Source organism: Streptomyces sp. BA2 (assembly GCF_009769735.1).
Lineage (GTDB): Bacteria > Actinomycetota > Actinomycetes > Streptomycetales > Streptomycetaceae > Streptomyces.
Genome location: NZ_WSRO01000002.1, coordinates 7,864,956 through 7,881,123 on the forward strand (window position 1 = coordinate 7,864,956; position 16,168 = coordinate 7,881,123).

General features: G+C 69.8%; 11 protein-coding genes. 6 read left to right on the forward strand and 5 right to left on the reverse strand.

The window, feature by feature from the left end:
- Nucleotides 1-87: 87 nt before the first annotated feature.
- Nucleotides 88-2,295 carry an OmpL47-type beta-barrel domain-containing protein gene (locus tag E5671_RS37930; protein ID WP_160508620.1) on the reverse strand — a complete coding sequence of 736 codons (2,208 nt, stop codon included), beginning with the start codon at nt 2,293-2,295 and terminating at the stop codon, nt 88-90.
- Complete coding sequence (locus E5671_RS37935) at nt 2,292-4,706, reverse strand: ThuA domain-containing protein (protein ID WP_237330891.1); 2,415 nt, start codon at nt 4,704-4,706, stop codon at nt 2,292-2,294. The genes E5671_RS37930 and E5671_RS37935 overlap by 4 nt, the downstream gene beginning before the upstream one ends.
- A 344-nt stretch (nt 4,707-5,050) precedes the next feature.
- On the opposite strand from E5671_RS37935, the gene E5671_RS37940 reads away from it, so the two are divergent.
- A complete protein-coding gene (locus tag E5671_RS37940) occupies nt 5,051-6,067 on the forward strand; it encodes a multicopper oxidase domain-containing protein (protein WP_160508623.1) in 1,017 nt (338 codons plus the stop codon).
- A 110-nt stretch (nt 6,068-6,177) separates the two neighbouring features.
- On the opposite strand, the gene E5671_RS37945 is transcribed toward E5671_RS37940, so the two are convergent.
- Nucleotides 6,178-7,146: a hypothetical protein gene (locus tag E5671_RS37945; RefSeq protein WP_237330325.1), complete on the reverse strand. Its 969-nt coding sequence runs from the start codon at nt 7,144-7,146 to the stop codon at nt 6,178-6,180.
- A gap of 149 nt (nt 7,147-7,295) precedes the next feature.
- Here E5671_RS37945 and E5671_RS37950 point away from each other — a divergent pair, with 149 nt between their 5' ends.
- The 3 genes from E5671_RS37950 to E5671_RS37960 all read left to right on the forward strand — a co-directional run bounded on the left by E5671_RS37950 (nt 7,296) and on the right by E5671_RS37960 (nt 10,858).
- The gene (locus E5671_RS37950) at nt 7,296-8,906 is read left to right on the forward strand and encodes a GMC family oxidoreductase (protein WP_237330326.1); all 1,611 of its coding nucleotides are present in this window, start codon (nt 7,296-7,298) and stop codon (nt 8,904-8,906) included.
- Nucleotides 8,907-8,990: 84 nt separating this feature from the next.
- On the forward strand, nt 8,991-10,010 hold the full coding sequence (locus tag E5671_RS37955) for a substrate-binding domain-containing protein (protein WP_160508627.1): 1,020 nt from the start codon (nt 8,991-8,993) through the stop codon (nt 10,008-10,010).
- 602 nt (nt 10,011-10,612) lie between these two features.
- Nucleotides 10,613-10,858 (forward strand): chaplin, encoded by a 246-nt coding sequence (locus E5671_RS37960; protein ID WP_160508629.1) that lies wholly within the window; start codon nt 10,613-10,615, stop codon nt 10,856-10,858.
- Between the two features lie 107 nt (nt 10,859-10,965).
- Here E5671_RS37960 and E5671_RS37965 read toward each other — a convergent pair whose 3' ends face one another.
- Nucleotides 10,966-12,192 (reverse strand): beta-1,3-glucanase family protein, encoded by a 1,227-nt coding sequence (locus E5671_RS37965; protein ID WP_160508631.1) that lies wholly within the window; start codon nt 12,190-12,192, stop codon nt 10,966-10,968.
- 223 nt (nt 12,193-12,415) lie between these two features.
- Between E5671_RS37965 and E5671_RS37970 the strand changes: the two genes are divergently transcribed.
- Nucleotides 12,416-13,210: a VOC family protein gene (locus E5671_RS37970; protein WP_160508632.1), complete on the forward strand. Its 795-nt coding sequence runs from the start codon at nt 12,416-12,418 to the stop codon at nt 13,208-13,210.
- Between the two features lie 152 nt (nt 13,211-13,362).
- Nucleotides 13,363-13,602: a WhiB family transcriptional regulator gene (locus tag E5671_RS37975; RefSeq protein ID WP_160508634.1), complete on the forward strand. Its 240-nt coding sequence runs from the start codon at nt 13,363-13,365 to the stop codon at nt 13,600-13,602.
- Between the two features lie 15 nt (nt 13,603-13,617).
- Here E5671_RS37975 and E5671_RS37980 read toward each other — a convergent pair whose 3' ends face one another.
- Complete coding sequence (locus E5671_RS37980) at nt 13,618-16,098, reverse strand: hypothetical protein (RefSeq protein ID WP_160508636.1); 2,481 nt, start codon at nt 16,096-16,098, stop codon at nt 13,618-13,620.
- Nucleotides 16,099-16,168 lie beyond the last annotated feature (70 nt).

Genomic DNA, 16,168 nt, shown 5'->3' on the forward strand with positions numbered 1-16,168 from the left:
CACGAGGGCTGACACCGAGGGAAGGCCGACGGCCCCCGCATCCCGAGCCGGGGTGCGGGGGCCGGAGACAGACCGGTCAGCCGGTGACTACAACTCCTTGATCCTGATGTCCCGGTACGAGATCACATCCGTGACCCCGTGGACCTGAAGCCCCACATAGCCGGACGAGTACCGCCGTCCGTCCGTGCCCGGGTCGTCGCCACGCGGCGGCGTGAAGTCCTGGCCGCCTGTGTTGTCGAACTCGTTGATCAGGACGCCGTTGCGGTAGATCGAGTAATGCTGGTCCACCACCTTGATCTCGTAGTCGTTCCACGTGCCCTTCGGGGTCACCCCGGCGCCGCCGAGACCCACCCGGTCGAAGCCGTAGATCGACCCCGTCTTGTACATGTCGCCGTCAGGACGGTCGAGCACCTGCACCTCGTGCCCGTACTTGATGGCGACCCACTCCGGACGCGACTCCTCCGGGTGGTCGTGGACCTGCGGGAAGCGCACGAAGACCCCGCCGTTGGCGTTGCCGTTGCCCGGCGCGTCGTCCCGCCACTGGAGCTTCAGCGAGAAGTCGCCGTACTTGCGCTGCGGGAACCACAGCATGCCCATGCCCTGGACGGTGGTGCTGCTGGTGATCGAACCGTCGGGGTTCAGACCGAACTTGCCGCCGCCGACCTGCTCCCACTTGTTCAGGGAGTCCTGGGTGCCGTCGAAGATCTTGCGGTAGCCCTCGGTCTGGCCCGGCTTACCGATGCCGGACTGCTTGGCGGCGCGGTTGATCTTGCTGTACTCGCGCTGGTCGATCTCACCGGTCCTCAGGAGCTTGTCCGTGACGCTCTTGACGTGCTTCAGGAAGAGCGCGTGGGACGTCCACTCCTTCTCGTCCTCGATCATCTCGTTGATGCGGCAGCGGTTGTTGGTGACGCGGTTCGGGATGCCCGTGTCGACCGTGCCCACGAAGACCGTCAACCGCTCGTCGAACTCGGGGCAGTTGGGGGCCGGGACCCCGCCGCCCTCCGCGACGGTGAAGGAGACGTCCTTGGCCGCCGAGGTGTTGCCCGCCTTGTCGCTCGCGCGGTACGCCACCGTGTGCCGGCCCACGCGGTCGACGACGACCGGGGCGGCGTACGCGAGATACGGGCCTCCGTCCAGGGAGTACTCGACCTTGTCGACCCCGGAGCCGGCGTCGGTCGCGTTGACGCTCACCTTCGCCTTGCCGACGTACGCGCCGTCCGAGTTCTTGTCGCCCTCGACCTTCGCGGTGGTCTCCGGCGGCGTCTTGTCCTCGACCGGCGGCGTGACCACGGTGAACTCGACGGCCTTCTCCGCCGCCTGGTTCCCCGCCTTGTCGGCCGCGCGGTAGCGGATCTTGTGCGCGCCCGCCGCGTGGACCATGACCGGCGCGGTGTACGCCGTCCACGCGCCGCCGTCACCGACCGCGTACTCGATCTTGTTGACGCCGGATCCGGTATCGGACGCCGTCACGGTGACCGTCGCCATCCCGACGTACTCGCCCTTGTCGTTCTTCTCGCCGCTCACCGTGGCCGAGGTCTCCGGTGGCGTCTTGTCGTCGGTCGGCGGCGGGACCACCGTGAAGTCGACGGCCTTCTCCGCCGCCACGTTGCCCGCCTTGTCGCTCGCGCGATAGCGGATCTTGTGGGTGCCTACCTGGTCGACGACCACGGGCGCCGTGTACGGCTGCCAGGCGCCGTCCGCCCCGACCGCGAACTCGGTCTTGTCGACGCCCGAACCCGCGTCGGTCGCCGTCACCGAGACGGTGGCCGAACCGACGTACGCACCATCGGAGTTGGTCTGCCCCTCGACCTTCGCGGCGGTCTCGGGGGCCGTGGTGTCCTCGCCGCCGCCCTCGGTCACCACCAGGATGCCCTGCATCGCCCCGTGGCCGGGGATGGTGCAGTGGTAGCGGTAGCGTCCGGGTGTGAGGGTGACCTCCGCCGTGTGCTTGCCGCCCTGGTCGTCGTTCGGGTTGGCCAGGATGTTCAGCGGTACGTCGTTGTTGTACTCGGGGTCCGAGACGTCGAACGTCAGCGTGTGCGGCATGCCGGTGTTGTTGCCGGTCGCCTCACTGTTCTCGAAGACGATCGTCGTCGCGCCCGCGACCGCCGTGGCGGGAGCGGAGGTGTATTTGTCGATGTCGTTGCCCGCGGTCCAGGTCAGGGTCTGGGCCGCGGCCCGGCCCGGGTTGTCGGGCTGGCTCGCCGCCGTGGACGTCAGGCCGAGCACCATCAGGAGCGACGCGAGAAGCGCCGTCCAGAGTCTTCGCTTGCGTACCGCGGGCAATGTCATCCCGCCCTCCTTGCCAGGTCCTTGGCGGCCGGTGTGGCCTCGCCGCCCGAGTAAGTGACGCGCCACAGCGCCGACTTGGAGTCCGAGGTGAAGAAGCCGCGGCCGTAGTCGAGGACGTAGAGCGAACCGTCGGCGGCGAACTTCCAGTCCATGAGGTTCTTGATGCCGTCGTTGCCGATCGGGATGATCTTCTTCAGGGATTCGGCGTGCACCGGAAGGCCGCCGCTGCCGACCGTCTTCGGGTCGGTCAGGACCGCGTGCCGGGGCTGGTCGCCGTCGTAGAAGTCGCCGACGAACCACTTGCCGTCCCAGTACGAAGGCCATTTGTCCGCACTGGAGTTGGCCGCGTCGAAGCGGTAGACCGGGCCGTTCATCGTGGCCTGGCCGCCGCCCTTGAGCCACGGCAGGAGAATCTTCTGCTCCTCCGTCTTGTAGCTCGGGACGCCGTTCGCGTCGCGCGGGTAGTCGACGCCGCCGCCCTGCGGCGAGTACCAGATGTTGTTCGGCTCGGCCGGCGGGATGTTCACCAGGCCCTCGTTGTTGGGCGACTCGTTCTTGAGGTTCTTGCAGTCGTACCAGCCGAGCGGCTTCGTCGGGTCCGGCAGATTCCGGTCGCGGTAGGGCTGGTTGTTGCCCATGCAGTACGGCCAGCCGCGGTTGGAGGCGTGCGTGATCGCGGCGAACGTGTCGTACTTGGCCGGGCCCCACGTCGTCGACGGCTGACCGGCGTCCGGACCGACCCAGCCCGCGTAGAGGGTGTCGGTCTTCTTGTCGACGGAGATGCGCGCCGGGTTCCTGACGCCCATCACATAGATCTCGCCGCGCGTCTTGCCGCCGCCCTCGTCCGGCTCCTTGCCGGTGAAGAGGTTGCCGTCGGGGAGCGTGTACGTCCCGTCGGCCTCCGGGTGGATGCGCAGGATCTTGCCGTTGAGGTTGTTGGTGTTGCCCGCCGTGCGGCGCGCGTCGGCGAAGGAGACGCCCTTGAAGCTGGGCTGCGGGTTGTTGCCCGAGTAACCGGAGCTGAAGCCCGATGAGTTGTTGTCACCGGTCGCGATGTAGAGATTGCCCTTGGAGTCCCAGGCCATCCCGCCGCCCGAGTGGCAGCAACTGTGGATCTGCACCGGCCACTTGAGCAGGACCTTCTCGCTCGCCAGGTCCAGCTTGTTCGTGGCCTGGTCGAGCGTGAAGCGCGAGACGTAGCGCTCTGCCATGTGCGTCTCACGGTTGATCTTCGAGTGGGGCGTGTAATGCAGATACACCCAGCCGTTCTGCTCGAACTTGGGGTCCAACTCGATGCCGAGCAGGCCCTCTTCGACCTTGATCAGCTCATCGCCGCCGCCCTTGTTGCCGAAGACGGTGAGTGCTCCCGCGAGAGTCACTTTCTTGGTCTTGGGGTCGTAGACGTGGATCTCGCCCTTGCCCTTGCCGATGTCCGGGTTGTTCCAGTCGGTGACGACCGGCTGCGAGGAGTCCGCGCCGCCGCGGCCGATGTAGAAGACGCGCCCGTCGGGCGCGGTGACCAGGCCGTGCGGCTCGCCGATCTGGTCGTTCTGGCCCGGCTGGTTGGCCTGGGTCAGGCGCTGCGCCTTGTAGTTGGCGTTGATGGTCGCCTTGCAGTCGGCGCGCGCGATGCGGGTCGCCCACAGCAGTGCGCCGCGCAGGTGCTGGCGGAAGTCCGTCTCGTCGTACGAGGCCGCCGTGCCGCCCATGCCGGTGTAGAAGGAACGTCCGCCGTCGTAGTCACGGCACCAGGAGACCGGGTGGTCGGCGCCGTTCTTGCTCTCGCCCGGCTGGTACGTCGACTCGCGCACGCGGGCCACGGTGTGGACCTCGCCGGTCGGGTTCTTGGTCCAGTTCAGCCACTGGTCGGGGCGCTTCCACTGGAGGGGCAGGTCCTTGGTGGCCGGATTCTCCCGGTCGCCGACCTCGACGGTGGCGCGCTGCACGTTCGTCGGGCTGGAGTCGGCAGGGCGCGCGCCGATCAGACCGGTGAACCAGGACGAGTACGGCTCGGCGCGGGCCGCGTCATGGATGCCGAGGAAACCGCCGCCCGCCTCCATGTAGGCCTCGAGGCCCGCCTCCTGCTCGGGGTCGAGGACGTCGCCGCCGCCGGTCAGGAAGGCGATCGCGTTGAACTTGCCGAGCTTGGCCTCGTTCGTGAGGACCGCAGGGTCGTCGGTCGCCTCGATCCTGAACCGCTGGGCGGCCGGGCCGGATTGGCCGATCTTCTCGATGGCCTCGATGCCGGCGTTCACGACCGGTGACTCGTCGCCGCCCGCCGCCGAGCCGTGGAAGACGAGGACGCGCACGTTCGCCTGACCGGGCGGCGACGGCAGGGACATCGTTGTCAACGGTGGTTCGGGATAGGGCCGCGCGGTGGCGGCCTGCGTGGAGAGCGCGCCGGCGACCATGGCCCCGGAGAGCAGGGCGGCGGCCCAGGCGCGGCGCGAGCCGACCCGGTTCCGGTCGTGGTTCTTGTGCCGGCGGTTCGGTCTGCGTCTGACTCTGCTCAACCCTCGTACAGCCAAGGGCTCTTGATGCGGTGTGAGCCGCATGAGTACACCCACCCCTCGTCGGTCACAGCAACAGGCGCGGATGAAGCTAGACCTCTTTTTGCCACTCGCCAAGAGATACGACCGGAATCCCGCGAACTTTGTCCTGCATGTGGATAAACGAAGATCCCCCCGATACCGTGTGGCCGTCTCGGGGGCCACCTGCGCCCCGTCAGTCTCCGTACCGCAGTGGGGAGTTCGGCATGGACCGACGGAGCTTCAACCGGCGGATGCTCGTGGGCGGCGTGGCCGCGACGGCCGGGGTGACATCGTTGTCGCTCGCCGCCGCGCCCGAGGCGAGCACGGCCGAAGGGCCGAAAACCGCTCCCGCGGGCGGCGAGGTGCGCCGCATCAAGATGTACGCCGAGAAGCTGCCGGACGGGCAGATGGGCTACGGCCTGGAGAAGGGCAAGGCGTCCATCCCCGGCCCCCTCATCGAGCTGAACGAGGGCGACACCCTGCACATCGAGTTCGAGAACACCATGGACGTCGACGCCAGCCTGCACGTCCACGGCATGGACTACGAGATATCCAGCGACGGCACCAGACACACCACGAGCCACGTCGAGCCGGGCGGCAAACGGACGTACACCTGGCGCACGCACGCGCCGGGCCGCCGCAAGGACGGCACCTGGCGCCCCGGCACCGCGGGCTACTGGCACTACCACGACCACGTCGTCGGCACCGACCACGGGACGGGCGGCGTACGCAAAGGGCTCTACGGCGCGCTGATCGTGCGCCGCAAGGGCGACCTGCTGCCGGACAAGACGTTCACGATCGTTTTCAACGACATGACGATCAACAACAAGGCGGGTCACGACAGCCCCAACTTCGAGGCCACGGTGGGTGATCGGGTCGAGTTCGTCTCGATCACGCACGGCGAGTACTACCACACGTTCCACGTCCACGGTCACCGCTGGGCGGACAACCGCACCGGCCTGCTCACCGGCCCCGACGACCCGAGCCAGGTCCTCGACGACAAGATCACCGGGCCGGGGGACTCGTTCGGCTTCCAGGTCATCGCGGGGGAGGGGGTGGGGGCGGGCGCCTGGATGTACCACTGCCATGTGCAGAGCCACTCCGACATGGGGATGGCGGGCCTCTTCCTGGTGAAGAAGGCGGACGGAACGATCCCGGACTACGAGCCGCATCATGCCGCCGGGAGCGCGAAGAAGTCCGGTGAGCCCAAGTCAGGGGCGTCCGGGCACGATCACGGCTAGAGGTCGCGCATGGCTTCGATGAGGTCGGGAGCAGCTCGGCCCGTTCGGCGGCGGTCGATGAGCGCCTTGCGTACGGGGCCGGCTGACCGGCGACATCCGGCGAGGGCGCGTCACGCGCCGCACGTGCTGATGTCGAGGACGGTCCACGCCGTGCGCGGATCCTCCTGTACGTAGATCCGCGGGCCACGGCTGACGGCCCTGCGCGGTCCGAGGCGCTCTCCGCCGGGTCCGACGAGCCGTCCGGAGGCGTACGGCCGGACCTCCTCGTGCCGGAGCTCGGCGTCCACGAGCCGGTCGTGCTCGTCGCCGTATCCGCCGAAGAAGGTCGCCCGACCCTTGTGCACGGCCAGCGCACGGGCCCCGGCCAGGTCGTTCGCGCGCTGCCGGACCGCGCGACCCGGGCGGACCTCCAGGAGGGAGAAGTCACCGTAGGCGCAGACCCAGACGGCTTCGTCGGTCACGTTGAGGGCGTAGCAGTCGTAGATCTCGCTCGTGCCCTTCGACGCCTCGTACACCCACAGCGGTTCGCCGTTCGCGTTCCAGCACCGGAGGCCCGGATGGCTGAGCTCGTCGTCGCCGAACACCCCTTCGTCGAAGTAGCCGACCCACAACCGGCCCGCCCGGTCGGCCAGGAGATGCTCGACGGCGTCCCCGGCGCGGAAGGCCCATGACTCACGCCCGAGCGCGTCGAAGATCTGCACGTGCTGCTCGGACTTGCGGCTGCGCGCGTCCGCCACGACGAAACCACCGTCGGGCAGCGCATCGACCTGCGGGAAGCGTGCTCGCACCGCGCTGAGTTCCGTGGTGTGGTCGCGGCCGTCGGCGTCGACGGTGACGACCACCGCGTCGTACGGCTTCATCGCGCCACGCCCGGGGCCCGGTTCGCGCGCGGTGAGCAGCCAGTGGGCCTGCCCGAAGGCGTCGACGGTGCTGTGCGCGATGTGGCGGTCGTGAAAGCGGCGGGGCAGCCGTGCGTACGGGGTGAGCGGCGTCTCCTGCGGGCCGGGCCGAGGGCCCGTTCGAGCGCGCTGCGAGGCCGGCCGGGTGCTGTGCTCGGGGTCGCCCTTTCTGGTCGTCATGTGGAGATCGTGTAGGACAGGCCGATCCGCGCGCCATCCCTTTACCCAGAGGTCCACGATGGGTGTACTCCTTGTACGCCTCATCCATGCGCCACACCCGAACGTCCCCTGTGCCCCTACCTCGTGTACTGCCATTCAAGGGAGTCGAGTTGAGCAAGGACAGCGTGTACGACTACGTCATCGTCGGTGCCGGATCCGCGGGATGTGTTCTCGCCGCACGGCTCTCCGAGGACCCCAAGGTGCGGGTGGCGCTCGTCGAGTCGGGGCCACGCGACCGCAAGACTGAGATCCGTATCCCGGCGGCCTTCCCGAAGCTGTTCAAGACCCCCTACGACTGGGACTACTCCACCGCGAAGCAGTCCGCGCTCGACGGCCGCGAGCTGTACTGGCCGCGCGGCCACATGCTGGGCGGGTCGTCCTCGATGAACGCCATGATGTGGGTGCGAGGCCACCGCGACGACTACGACGCCTGGGGCGAGGCCGCGGGGCCCGAGTGGTCCTACGACGCGCTCGAACCGTACTTCCGGCGCGCGGAGCGGTGGACGGGCGGGGCCGGCGGGCGGCCCGGCGGTGCGGGCGCGGGCAGCGTGTACGGAAGTGAAGGGCCGCTCTGGATATCTCCGCCGCGTGCCCTCAACCCGACCACCGGCGCGTTCCTCGACGCCTGCCGCGAGGCGGGCCTGCGCGAGCTGACGGAACTGAACGAGCCCGACCACAGCGGCTTCGCGCTCACTCCGGTCAACCAGCGCCGCGGGCGCCGGTGGAGCGCCGCCGACGGCTATCTGAAACCGGCCAGGCGGCGCCGCAATCTGGACGTCCTGACCGACGCGCGGGTCCGCAGGCTGGAGTTCGACGGGACGCGCGTGGCCGGCGTCATCGCCGACGGGGTCCCCGGGAAGCTGATCGCGCGCCGCGAGGTGCTCCTCAGCGCGGGCTCCATCGGCTCGCCGCAGCTCCTTCAGGCCTCCGGCGTCGGCGATCCGGCCGACCTCGCGAAGGTGGGCATCGAACCACGTATCGAGTCCCCGGGCGTGGGCCGCCACCTCCAGGACCATCTCGCCTACGCGGTCACCATGCGCTGCCCGGAGCCCGTCACGCTGACCGGCGCGGACTCACTCGCCAACGTCGGCCGCTTCCTGCTCGGCGGGCGCGGCCCGCTCACGTCGAACGTCGGCGAGGCCGTGGCCTTCATCAAGACGAGGCCCGAACTGGCGGCGCCCGACATCGAGTTGGTCTTCGCCCCCGTTCCCTTCATCAATCACGGGCTGACCCCGCCGGTCGAACACGGCATCACGATCGGCGTGGTGCTGCTCCAGCCGGAGAGCGAGGGCCGGATCAAGCCGAGGGGCCCGGGAGTCGGCTCCGCACCCCTCATCGACCCCGGTTATCTGACGGCGGAGGCCGACATCCGCACGCTTGTCGCCGGAGTGCGTCGCGCGGAGGAACTCCTCGCGGGGCGCGCCCTCGCCCCGTACACATCGGGGCCCCTGGCGCCGCATCCGGGCACGGTCGACGACGCGACGCTCGCCCGGACGATCCGCGGGGCGTCCGAGACGCTCTACCACCCGGTCGGCACCTGCCGGATGGGCAGCGACGAGGCCTCCGTCACCGATCCGGCGCTGCGGGTGCGGGGAGTGACGGCGCTGCGGGTGGTGGACGCCTCGGTCATGCCGCGGATCACGCGCGGCCACACGCACGCCCCCACGGTGGCGCTCGCGGAGAAGGCTGCCGAGCTGATCAGGGCGGACGCGCGGAGGTGACGCGGGTGGGGGGTATCTCCCGCTCCCGCCCGCCGGTCGTATCCTGACCGGCGCACACCAGCCAGCTGCCCCCGAGGAGCCCACGTGACCGAGCCGCCGAGCGCCGCCCCGCGCCCCACCCTGGAGGCCGTGGCCGCACGGGCCGGAGTCTCACGGGCCACGGTGTCCCGCGTCGTCAACGGCGACGCGGGCGTACGCGAGGTGCTCGCCGAGAAGGTCAGGCAGGCGGTCGAAGAGCTCGGCTACGTGCCGAACCGCGCCGCCCGCAGTCTGGTGACCCGCCGCCACGACGCGGTCGCCGTGGTGATCGCCGAGCCGGAGACACGGGTCTTCGCCGACCCGTTCTTCGCCCTGCAACTACGGGGAATCAGCAAGGAGTTGACGTCACGGGACGTCCAGTTGGTGCTGCTGCTCACGGAGGGAAGGGACGACCATGAGCGGGTCGGCCGCTATCTGGCGGGCGGCCATGTGGACGGCGCCCTCGTCTTCTCCCTGCACCTGGACGATCCGCTGCCCGGCATCATCCAGGGCGCGGGGGTGCCGACGGTGTTCGGCGGCCGCCCGGGGTGGCCGGAGGGGACGGTGACGTCTCCGTACGTCGACTGCGACAACCGCGGCGGCGCGAGGGACGCCGTCCGTCACCTCCTCTCGCTGGGCCGCACCCGCATCGCACACATCACCGGCGCGCTCGACCAGACGTCGGCGGTGGACCGCCTCGACGGCTTCCGCGACGTCCTGCCGGAGGCGGGGGACAGGTTCGTCGCGCAGGGAGACTTCACCCCGGCGGGCGGCGAGCGGGCGATGCGCGAACTCCTGGACCGCGTCCCTGACGTGGACGCGGTCTTCGCCGCCAACGACCTGACGGCGTCGGGTGCGCTCCGGGTGCTCCGGGAGCGGGGGAAGCGGGTGCCGGAGGACGTCGCGGTGGTGGGCTTCGACGACATGCTGGCGGTGGCCGAACAGGTGGACCCACCGCTGACGACGGTGCGCCAGGACATCGAGGAGATGGGCCGCCTGATGGCCCGGATGCTCCTGGCACGCGGCGAGCTGCCGACGGAGAGCGTGGTCCTGCCGACGGAGCTGGTGCGGAGGGGGTCGGCGTAGGCGACTCAACCCTCGGCGGTTCGGCGGCCCGTCGGTCGCGCCGGGCTGTCGGCCCGGACCGCTGGGGGCCGCCTTGCTGGGCAGGGCCGGGGTGGGCGAACCCAGCTGGCGACTGGCGGCGTGCCTTGCGGGTGGTTGTGGCGGGCGGGTGTGTTGTGCGCTGCGGGCGGGGTGTCGTGCTGCGGGCGACTCAACCCTCGGCGGCCCGTCGGCTCGTCGGCTCGGTGGCCCGTCGGTCGCGCTGGGCTGTCGGCCCGGACCGCTGGGGGGGCATCCTGCTGGGCAGGGCCGGGGCGGGCGGGCTCAGCTAGCTGCGGGCGGCTGTGGCAGGCAGCGCGTCGCGTCCTCAGGACGGCTCCGGCGTGCCGTCCCGCCGTCCCGGTGCTCCCGCTCCGGCCCCTTCCTCTTTCCCGTGGGCCGAGGTCCCCGCCGTCCCAGGGGCCCGCTCCCGGACCCCGCCCCGCCGCGCCGCCCGGGGCCCAGGGCCTCCCTCGTCCCACGAACGGGTGTCCTCGTTCCCCCGCACGGTCCACTCGCGTTTTTGTCGTACTGCCGCCGGGTGAGGCTCGTCCCAGCACTTCCACTCATCCGGAGGTAACACCATGCGCAAGTGCGCGATCCTGGCAGCAGCGGCGTTCGCCGCGGTCACCGTCATCGGCGGGGCCGGTTCCGCCGTCGCCGCCGACGACGGCCCCGGCGCCTCCGCCGTGGGCGCGGCTCAGAACTCGCCGGGCATCATCAGCGGCAACGTCCTCCAGGTCCCCCTCGACGTCCCGATCAACGCGTGCGGCAACTCCCTGAACGTCGTCGGCCTCCTCAACCCGGCCGCCAACAACAACTGCAAGTAAGCCTCCGGACCGGCGGGCGAGGCCTGCCGTACGGCACGCCGCCCCGTCGCGACCAGCGCGCGACGGGGCGGCGTACGTGTGCGGGGGCCCGCTCGGGGCCGTCGGCGTCAGGAGCCGACGCTCACCGTGAAACGGCGCGGGTTTCCGTCGTGTGCCGCACCGGACACGTCAGGCTCTCCGTCAGGCCGGACGTCGTCGTACGGAAACGCGTAACCGATGGGCGAGTTCGCGTGCACCACACGGGCCCAGTGGTTGGTCACGTCACCCTTGTAGTAGTCCCCGGCGCCCGCACCGTTCGGCTGTTCCGCGTGCGTCAGCATGATGCTCCGGTTGAAACCGGCCGCGAGCCGCGCGAGCAGGCCCTTCTTGTCGTCGGAGTCCCCGGGGTTGTTGGTGAAGGGACCGTGGTTGCAGGTGAAGATGTCCTTCGACGTCGGCTTCGGGAACGTGTGCCCGCCGTTGAACGTCAGCGTGTCGCCGCTCACCCGCCCCGTGAACACGCCCCGGCCGCCCTGTAGATCGATCTTGAGGTCGGTGCCGCGGTACTTCTCCCACGTCTCGTCGATGTAGCTGTTCCACACGTCCCGGAACGGCATCTCATCGGGGCGGTCGAAGTACGGGGCCATGAGATTCTGCGGCGAGATGACCCGGAGTACGTCACCGCCGTCCCCGCGGATCACCAGATCGCCCCAGGGCTGACCGTCCTTCTCCTCCTGGGCGACGAGGTCGGCGGCTATCTTGTCGACGGCGCCGTCCGGCAGCGGGGCCACCGTGTGCGTGGCGTCCCCCTCCAGGGTCAGGCCGATGGGCAGGGCCGTGACGAGGTCCACGTAGCTGATGTTGGCGTACAACTGCGTGCTGTTGAAGGTGAATTCGCAGAACGACCAGGTGCGCCCGTAGTTGGGGTCCTCCTTGGTCGCGAAGGCGGGCTCGACCAGCGAAGGACCTGGGTTGAGGAAGAAGTCCAGCTTGTCGTCCCGTACGAAGTAGACGCGGGCGCCGAACATTTGAGGCAGCGTCAGGACCTTGGGCGCCGATCCCGCGGCGCCGAGCGGGATCGCGCAGTCGACCGGCAGCGGCGTCTGCGGGGCCGACGGCGAATCGGGGCGGTAGACACCCCCGTCCGGCTTCAGCAGGACCCAGCGGTCGGTGCCCTGCTCGTGTCCGGTGACGTAGGCCCGCACTTCGCCGGGCAACGACTTGTTCTGGAGGGCGAGTTCACAGGTCGCGGGCGCCGCCTTGGCGCCGGGGCTGAGGGCGCTTCCCCAGACGGGATAGGTGAGGGCTCCGGCAGCACCGGCGGCAGTGGACAGGAACACTCGACGCGAAATCACGGAAGGTCTCCCGGGATGTGTGTGGGGGGATGTCATGCGGCCGTGGGGGGTGGCGGCCGTGTGGTGCGACCACTGTCGCGTCGGCCAATTCGGCCGTCAAGAGTTGTGACTGAGAGCGCTCTCAGAATCTTGTTTCCTTCACAAGATGGCAGCACACGCGCACTGTCAGTGCCGGGTGTCAGACTCAGGGGGACGGAAGAGAGATACGACAAAGGAGTCGATCATGCTCAATACCCGTTATGTCACGGGCGCCCCGACGTGGGTCGACCTCGGCACCCCGGATCTGGAAGGCGCCCGTGCCTTCTACCGCGCCCTCTTCGGATGGGAGTTCCAGTCGGGCGGCGCGGAATTCGGTGGATACGGCATGTATCAGGCGGACGGCAAAACCGTGGCCGGTGCCATGACCGTCCCCGCCGACCAGGCACCTCCGGCCTGGACGGTCTACTTCAAGACGACGGACGCCGACGCGACGGTCAAGGCGGTCGAGCAGGCCGGCGGCAGCACGGTGTACGAGGCCATGGACGTCGGCGACCTCGGCCGCATGGCGGTCCTGAGCGACGCCCAGGGCGTGGGCTTCGCCGTATGGCAGCCGGGCACGAACAAGGGCCTCGACCTGGTCGACGCACCGAACAGCATGTGCTGGATGGAGCTCTACACCCCGGACATCAAGGCGGCCCAGGAGTTCTACGGCTCCGTGTTCGGCTGGGGCTCCACGACCCAGGCCTTCGAGGGCGGTTCGTACACGATGGTGCACCCCGCGGGCGGCACCGAGAACGACATGTTCGCCGGCCTGTGGCCGCTGTCCGACGCCCCGGAGGAAGCCGAGGCCGGGCCGTACTGGACTCCGTACTTCCAGGTGACCGACATCGACGCCGTCCTCGCCAAGGTCGAGCCGTCCGGGGGCACGGTGCGCGTGGGGCGCATGGACCTCGCGGGCGTCGGCAGCTTCGCCAAGCTCGCCGACCCCTCCGGAGCACGGTTCGCGCTGATGCAGCCGGAGGCGCCGAGCACGGGCTGAGAGCTGACAGCCACCAGCTGAGAGCTGAGAGTTGTCCGCGGACGTTTCGCCACGTTCCTCACGGGTAAGCAGAAGAAGCCTGAAACAAGGCACGTCACGGCGTTGATCGTTCGTTGATCCCTTGTTTCGGGCGCCCTGCCAGCATCGACGGCATGCAGATCGACATGACAGCCGAGCCTGAACTCGCCTGGCAGGAGCAGGCCCTGTGCGCCCAGACAGGATCCGAGTTCTTCTTCCCCGAACCGGGCAGCTCGGTGCGCGAGGCGAAGTACATCTGCCAGCTCTGCGAGATGCGCCCCGCGTGTCTCGAGTACGCCCTGGCCCACGACGAGCGGTTCGGCGTCTGGGGCGGCCTCTCGGAGAAGGAGCGGCTCAGCCTCAGACGCACGTGAACCCTCGCGCTCTCCTCAGGCGTAGGTGACCGTGAACCTCCTCGTCCCCGCCGGAATGTGCACGTCGTCCCCCGTCACCGTCAGGTCGCGGCCGTCCGCCGTCGCCGCCCGCACCGGGCCGAACCGGCACGGATAGACGTACCGCACCCGCTCCGGCGCCCGCGTGATGTCCACGGTCACCTTCCGCCCGCCCGCGTCATGGGTGAGCCGGTAGCCGAAAGGCGTGCCGAACAGGTTCGGGGCGTCGTCGACGGCCACCGTCGCGCCGTCCGGCACCCAGTGGGGGCGAATGCCCGGAGCGATGTAGAGGTGCGGGTCGCGGTCCTCGTCCGCCTCGAAGAAGAGGATGTCGCGGATCAGGAGCAGATACTCCGCAGCCGCCCAGCCGTGCGGGATGTCCCCCATGTACCAAGGGCGGGAGGGGACTTCGCGGTAGTCGGAGGCGATCGGGAAGGCGTGCTGCTCGTTCCACGCGCCGAGCGCCACCGCCCGCTCCTCGGTCCGCGGCAGCGACGCGCCCACGATCCAGCCGAGCAGCGCGTCCATCCGCTCGGTGTCGCCGACCAGCAGATAGGCGTGCGCCAACTGGGTCGTGAGGTAGGGGCCGTAGGTGTTCCAGGCCGCCTCGTGCCGGTAGCCGCCGGTCACGAAGTGCTCGTACATCGTGTCGAGCGTCCAGCGGGCCGCCCGGTCGATGTCCTCGCCCAGCTTGCTGCCCATGTGCAGCCGCAGCGGGTGGAAGAAAGCCGCCGTGCCGATCATCGTCGAGTCGAGCCTGCCGACGTCGGCGGGGCCGGTCGGGATGTACGTCTCCCAGGCGCCGCGCCTGCGCTGCTCCTCCAGGACCCAGCGCACCGAGGCCGCCGTGGCCCGCTTCAAGTCGTCGAAGGCACCCCAGAGTTCGGGTACGTCGGGGGAGCCGAGCCGCTCCGCGAGCCGCGCGGCCTCGTAGAGACCGGCGATGCCCCACAGGTCGTCCCAGTAGTGCGGCTTGTCGCGCTCTCCGAGATGCTCGGCGCTCCAGCCGCTGTGCAGCAGGCCGTACTGGTCGCGGTTGTCCCGCAGCCACCGGGCGGCGTCGATGACGTACGGCGTGTAGAGCTTCGCGCCGAACGCGGTGGACCGGCCGTGGGTCCGGTCGAAGCGGCCGATCGCCCACAGCGCCTGGCCGTTGCTGTCCCACTCGCGGTCGTCCTTCTCGTGCGGCCCGCCGTAGAAGCCGTACTCGGCGCACGGCCCGACGCGGCCCGAGCCGCGGTTGAACTTCAGCGGGTAGTGCGTGCCCAACTGGCGCTCGGCCAGGGCCGCGTCGCCGACCAGTGAGCACGCCGTGGCCTCGACGGAGGAGTCACGGATCCAGAAGGAGTCGTACACCGTCGGGCCCGGATGGATCTCGCCGTGGTCGGAGAGGATCAGGAGCTGCGAACGGCACTGACGGAACTGGTCGGCCAAATGCGCGACAGGCTGCGGCAGTTGGGGCTGCACGCCCTGCTCGATCAGCTTGCCCGTCCAGAACACACGGTTGGCCTCCTCAAGTTCCGCGGCAGGAGTGGCCTTGATCTCCGCCAGGTCGGCCGCCCCGCTGTAGAGGTCGACAGGAAGCCGTACGTCGAGCTCGAACAGCTCGTCGTCCGCTACCCGGTAGGGCCAGGCGAACGCCGCGCTGCACAGACCCGCGATCTGGTCCTGCGCCTGGAGGGCGCCGTTCAGCTTGCCGCCCGTGACGAGGTCGTGGAACGGGTTGCGGGTCAGATAGGAGTCCGGGTCGTTCGTGAAGTCCGGGTTGCCGTACGCGCCGTACTGCTCGGGAGCCGTGTCGAACACCGGACCCCAGCCGGTGTTGGTCTCCACCCGCCCCTCGTCGGACAGATGGCGCAGGAACGTCAGGCGCCGGTCGGTGATCTGGCGGCCGTTGCGGTCGTGCCGCTGGAAGCCGCTCGGCCCCGCGGGCATGACGGCCGCGCACAGCCAGCCGTCGCGCGGCTGCCCGGTCGCGCTGCCCACGGTCAGGCGGGTCACGACGAGGTCCCGCTGCCGGGCTCCGACGGCCGTCCCGAAGGTCCGCTGCACGAACTCGGTGCCGTCAGCGGTGCGGAACGTCGTCAGGACCACTGGCAGATGGGGTGCCTCCATGCGCTGGCCGAGGGTCCCCGCGTCCGTCAGCTGCGGCAGGTGGACGGCGCCGGTCGACGGCGAGTAGAGGAAGAAGGACAGGCAGTACTTGTCGTAGACCGGCTCGATCTCGCCCGCCTGTCCGATCAGGGACTCCTGACGGTGGTCCTTGACGCCCACCATGTGCCAGTAGCGGTACAGGGCATTGGAGGCGAAGGCGGCCTCCTTGGTTTCGTACGTTCCTGAGTCGAAGTCGTCGTTCCAGCGCCGGAAGGCCGCCTGCGCCCACCACGGAACGGGATAGGGCACCTCGGCCCGTCCCGCCCAGCCGCGCCACATGACCTCGTAGAACATCCACTCATGGGTCTGTGCCATCTGTGGCATGGGTTCCACCCCCGCTGCCCACCGTTGCACCGGGGCGGGCGGCCGTAAATCCGTTCAGCACGGCGGGCCT

Excerpts from the sequence above, each read along its gene's own strand:
- E5671_RS37935 (WP_237330891.1), bottom strand. The coding sequence starts at position 4,706 with ATGGTCGCCGGCGCGCTCTCCACGCAGGCCGCCACCGCGCGGCCCTAT.
- E5671_RS37940 (WP_160508623.1), top strand. The coding sequence starts at position 5,051 with ATGGACCGACGGAGCTTCAACCGGCGGATGCTCGTGGGCGGCGTGGCC.
- E5671_RS37930 (WP_160508620.1), bottom strand. The coding sequence starts at position 2,295 with ATGACATTGCCCGCGGTACGCAAGCGAAGACTCTGGACGGCGCTTCTC.
- E5671_RS37980 (WP_160508636.1), bottom strand. The coding sequence starts at position 16,098 with ATGCCACAGATGGCACAGACCCATGAGTGGATGTTCTACGAGGTCATG.
- E5671_RS37960 (WP_160508629.1), top strand. The coding sequence starts at position 10,613 with ATGCGCAAGTGCGCGATCCTGGCAGCAGCGGCGTTCGCCGCGGTCACC.
- E5671_RS37945 (WP_237330325.1), bottom strand. The coding sequence starts at position 7,146 with ATGACGACCAGAAAGGGCGACCCCGAGCACAGCACCCGGCCGGCCTCG.
- E5671_RS37975 (WP_160508634.1), top strand. The coding sequence starts at position 13,363 with ATGCAGATCGACATGACAGCCGAGCCTGAACTCGCCTGGCAGGAGCAG.
- E5671_RS37970 (WP_160508632.1), top strand. The coding sequence starts at position 12,416 with ATGCTCAATACCCGTTATGTCACGGGCGCCCCGACGTGGGTCGACCTC.